The organism is Streptococcus sp. SM3 (assembly GCF_027497875.1).
This window is the reverse complement of record NZ_JAJNSA010000144.1, coordinates 1-4,256: the sequence shown is the minus strand read 5'-3', so window position 1 is coordinate 4,256 and position 4,256 is coordinate 1. Positions and strand designations below refer to the sequence as shown.

6 protein-coding genes and 1 pseudogene are annotated in these 4,256 nt (G+C 44.2%); all 7 read left to right on the top strand.

The window, feature by feature from the left end:
- Positions 1–168, top strand: a pseudogene (nadD, locus tag PAN06_RS13060) (nicotinate-nucleotide adenylyltransferase); the annotation flags it as partial.
- A complete protein-coding gene (gene yqeK / locus PAN06_RS13055) occupies positions 165–761 on the top strand; it encodes a bis(5'-nucleosyl)-tetraphosphatase (symmetrical) YqeK (RefSeq protein ID WP_269796544.1) in 597 nt (198 codons plus the stop codon). The pseudogene nadD and the gene yqeK, both read left to right, overlap by 4 nt.
- Positions 762–1,262 (top strand): cysteine hydrolase family protein, encoded by a 501-nt coding sequence (locus tag PAN06_RS13050; protein WP_269796543.1) that lies wholly within the window; start codon positions 762–764, stop codon positions 1,260–1,262.
- Positions 1,263–1,276: 14 nt separating this feature from the next.
- Positions 1,277–1,630 (top strand): ribosome silencing factor, encoded by a 354-nt coding sequence (gene rsfS / locus PAN06_RS13045; protein ID WP_003005865.1) that lies wholly within the window; start codon positions 1,277–1,279, stop codon positions 1,628–1,630.
- A 322-nt stretch (positions 1,631–1,952) separates the two neighbouring features.
- A complete protein-coding gene (locus PAN06_RS13040) occupies positions 1,953–2,693 on the top strand; it encodes a class I SAM-dependent methyltransferase (RefSeq protein ID WP_346732066.1) in 741 nt (246 codons plus the stop codon).
- Between the two features lie 6 nt (positions 2,694–2,699).
- The gene (locus PAN06_RS13035) at positions 2,700–3,794 is read left to right on the top strand and encodes a nucleotidyltransferase (protein WP_269796542.1); all 1,095 of its coding nucleotides are present in this window, start codon (positions 2,700–2,702) and stop codon (positions 3,792–3,794) included.
- A 233-nt stretch (positions 3,795–4,027) separates the two neighbouring features.
- Positions 4,028–4,256, top strand: a 229-nt coding sequence (locus tag PAN06_RS13030) for a type II toxin-antitoxin system Phd/YefM family antitoxin (RefSeq protein WP_346732065.1), incomplete at its 3' end; no start/stop codon positions are given.

The window sequence follows — 4,256 nt, the reverse complement described above, 5'->3', positions numbered from 1 at the left end:
CCACGCTATAAGGCAGGGACTTCTTATCCGGTGATCTGGGTGGATGTTCCTCTCATGGACATCTCCTCTAGTATGGTGCGTGATTTTGTGGCCAAAGGCCGGACGCCGAATTTTATGTTGCCAAAACCAGTCTTGGACTACATCAAGAAAGAAGGATTGTATCAATGACCTATGAAAACTATCTCGGCTTTTCTCGTGAGGTCTTGCTTGAAAAAATGCGCCAAATCCTGCCAGGAAAGCGGCTTACTCACTGTTTAGGGGTTGAGAAGGCTGCGCGTGACTTGGCCAAACGCTATGAGGCTGATGAAGAGCAGGCTGGTCTAGCAGGTTTGTTACATGACTACGCTAAGAAATTATCAGATCAGGAATTTCTGGACTTGATCGATCGCTATGAGCTGGATCCAGCATTAAAAAACTGGGGGAACAATGTCTGGCATGGGATGGTCGGGATTTACAAGATCCAAGAAGACCTCGGACTGACAGACCCAGCCATTCTTCGCAGTATTGAGATTCACACAGTGGGAAGCGGACAGATGTCAACCTTAGACAAGATTGTCTATGTGGCAGATTACATTGAGCACAACCGGGCCTTTCCAGGAGTGGATCAAGCACGTGATATCGCTCAAGTTTCTTTGGATCGTGCTGTGGCCTATGAGACGGCTCGCACAGTCGAACACCTGGCCCACCAAGGATTGCCCATTTATCCCCAAACCCTTGAAACCTATAACGCCTTTGTGAAGTATTTGAAAGAGGAGCAGTGAGTGAAGACAGCTTTTATCATTATTGATGTACAAAATATCTTAGTGGAAACAGGTTTTGAGACAGAAAAGCTCTTAGAGAAGATCGCTTATTTGCAAGATCAGGCTAGAAAACAGCAGATTGAAATCATCTACATGCAGCATATTGAAACGCCAGAGGCTTTAACTTCGGAAGATTGGCAATTATCGCCCCTGTTGAAAAGACAGGAGAATGAAAAGGTATTTCAGAAGCGATACAATAGCATATTTAAAGAGACAGGATTAAAAGAATACTTGGATCAACAAGGGATTGAACAACTGGTCCTGTGTGGCATGCAGACAGAATATTGTGTTGATACATCCGTCAAAGTAGGGTTTGAATACGGCTACAAGCTGGTCATTCCAGAAGGAGTTGTCACAACCTTTGATGGAGAGGATATTCCGGCAGAAACGCTTAATGAATTTTATGAAAATATTTGGGCAGAACGTTTTGCGGATGTCTTAGATTACAAATCAATTTTTTAAGGAAAGAGGATTACATGAAAGAAAAAGAACTACTTGAACTAGTTGTCAAAGCAGCAGATGAAAAGCGTGCAGAAGACATTGTCGCTTTGGATGTTCAAAGCTTGACCAGCGTGACAGACTACTTTGTCATCGCAAGCTCTATGAACAGCCGTCAGTTGGAAGCTATTGCTGAAAATATTCGCGAGAAGGTCGTTGAAGCTGGTGGCAATGCCAGCCACGTCGAAGGTGATTCAGCTGGTGGTTGGGTCCTTCTTGACTTAGGTAGTGTGGTGGTCCATGTCTTCTCAGAAGAAATGCGTGCCCATTATAACCTAGAAAAGCTATGGCATGAAGCAAGTGCTGTCGATCTTTCAGCAGCCCTAGCATAAGCAGGTAAACTCAGTTGGTAGCAACTGAGTTTTGTTGGTTAAATTGAAATTCTATGGAAAGAAAGGATGGGGCCTCGTGTTTGGTTAATTTGATAATTGAACACGAGCTAAAAGCTGTGAGAAAAAGAGTAACTTCCTTTGTATCTGACGATACGGCAGAAAGTTTCCTATTTTCTCTTTGCTTTTAAGGCTCTTTGTATCTTAGAAAGGGTTTGAACCCGTCCTGTAATCCTCGGAAAATAGATAGCTCTCCTTGGAGCTTAGCTCCATCGTCGTGCTCCTAATTTTCTATCGGATTACGGGCGGACTTGGTATCATGAATATGGCGACTTATGAAACGTTTGCGGCGGTCTACGATGCGGTCATGGATGATAGTCTGTATGACTTATGGACGGATTTTTCCCTCCGGCATCTCCCAAAGACAAAAGATAAGAAAAAATTACTGGAATTGGCTTGTGGGACAGGGATCCAGTCTGTTCGCTTTTCTCAAACTGGTTTTGATGTGACAGGATTAGACCTGAGTGCTGACATGCTGAAAATTGCTGAAAAAAGAGCTGCTTCAGCCAAGCAGAAAATTGATTTTATCGAGGGCAATATGCTGGACCTGTCGCAAGCAGGCACTTATGATTTCGTGACCTGCTATTCAGATTCTATCTGCTACATGCAAGACGAGGTAGAAGTAGGGGATGTCTTCAGAGAAGTCTACAATGCCCTTAATGAAGATGGTGTTTTTATCTTTGATGTCCATTCGACCTATCAGACGGATGAGGTCTTCCCAGGCTATTCTTACCACGAAAACGCAGAAGACTTTGCCATGCTCTGGGATACCTATGAGGATGCAGCCCCTCACTCGATCGTCCATGAGTTAACCTTCTTTGTCCAAGAAGAGGATGGCAGCTTTAGTCGGCACGATGAAGTTCATGAGGAGCGTACCTATGAAGTTTTAACCTATGACATCTTATTGGAGCAGGCTGGCTTTAAATCCTTTAAACTCTACGCAGACTTTGAGGACAAAGAGCCAACAAAGACTAGCAAACGTTGGTTCTTCGTAGCACAGAAGTAGGAAAACATGACAGTTACAGGTATTATTGCAGAATTTAATCCCTTTCACAATGGTCACAAGTACCTGCTCAAACAGGCAGAAGGGCTGAAGATTGTGGTCATGTCTGGGAATTTTGTTCAACGTGGCGAGCCTGCCATTGTAGATAAGTGGACACGGGCGCAGATGGCTTTGGAAAATGGAGCGGACCTGGTGGTCGAGCTCCCCTTTCTCGTGGCTGTTCAGTCGGCTGATCATTTTGCCAAGGGAGCGGTAGAAATCTTATCCCGTCTAGGAATCGACCAATTGACCTTTGGGACAGAAGAAGTCTTAGATTACCAAGCGATTGCGACAGTCTACTCGGAGAATGAGGCGGAAATGGAAGCTTTCTTGCGAAATCTTCCAGATGATTTATCCTATCCACAAAAGACCCAAAAAATGTGGGAAACCTTTGCTGGAGTGGAGTTCACAGGGGATACTCCCAATCATATTCTGGGGTTGGCCTATGCCAAGGCTTGTGTTGGAAAGGGGATTGCGCTTAAGGCTATCCAACGGCAAGGTGCAGGCTACCATTCAGAAGAAAAAGAGGTGGCTTATGCTTCTGCCACTAGTCTACGCCTACACAAGGAAGATCAGGACTTTGTCGCTAAATTCATGCCTAATAGCCAACTCTTTCAGTCGGCTCCACAGGTATCTTGGGAGGATTATGACCAACTGCTCCGTTATCAAATCCTAACCCATCCGGATCTGACACAGATTTTTCAAGTCAATGAAGAAATAGCCAATCGGATAAAGGATGCGATTCGAAGTGCTAGTTCTGTGGAAGACCTGGTGGAGAAAGTCGCAACCAAGCGCTATACCAAGGCACGTGTGCGCCGCATCTTGACCTACATCTTGGTAGGGGCGATGGATCAAGCTTTTCCCGATGCCATTCATGTCTTAGGATTTTCCGCAAAGGGACAAGCTCACCTCAAAGGCTTGAAAAAATCAGTAGAAATCGTGACTCGAATCGGTAAGGAGCCTTGGGATGACTTGACCCAGCAAGCCGATCAGGTGTATCAGCTAGGCCATCCCCAATTGCCAGAACAGATCTGGGGTCGAGTGCCAGTGAGAGTGGAAGAATAAAAGGTCTGACGTAAATTTTCTCTGCCCACATTCACGTAAGGCAAGAAGTTTATGATGCACGGAAACAGTGTTTATCCAATGTCTAAAAAATCTTTTTAGACATTGGATTTTTTTGTTTTTACCAAATTTAGAAACTTTTTACGAATAATTAAGTGAAGAGGGAAAAACTTGTACAAGTTCCTGACAAGTTTATCTTTTTCATGTATAATAAAAGAAAAGAGGTAGAATGAGGTATGGTAATGGAAGCAGTCGTTTATTCAACATTCCGCAATCATTTGAAGGATTATATGAAGAAGGTGAACGATGAGTTTGAGCCTTTGACGGTTGTAAATAAGAATCCAGATGAAGATATTGTGGTCATCTCTAAGAGCGAGTGGGATAGCATTCAAGAAACCCTAAGACTAGCCCAGAACAAGGAATTGTCGGATAAGGTCCTACGGGGCATGGCAGAAGTCCGAGCTG

Excerpts from the sequence above, each read along its gene's own strand:
- yqeK (WP_269796544.1), top strand. The coding sequence starts at position 165 with ATGACCTATGAAAACTATCTCGGCTTTTCTCGTGAGGTCTTGCTTGAA.
- rsfS (WP_003005865.1), top strand. The coding sequence starts at position 1,277 with ATGAAAGAAAAAGAACTACTTGAACTAGTTGTCAAAGCAGCAGATGAA.
- PAN06_RS13040 (WP_346732066.1), top strand. The coding sequence starts at position 1,953 with ATGGCGACTTATGAAACGTTTGCGGCGGTCTACGATGCGGTCATGGAT.
- PAN06_RS13035 (WP_269796542.1), top strand. The coding sequence starts at position 2,700 with ATGACAGTTACAGGTATTATTGCAGAATTTAATCCCTTTCACAATGGT.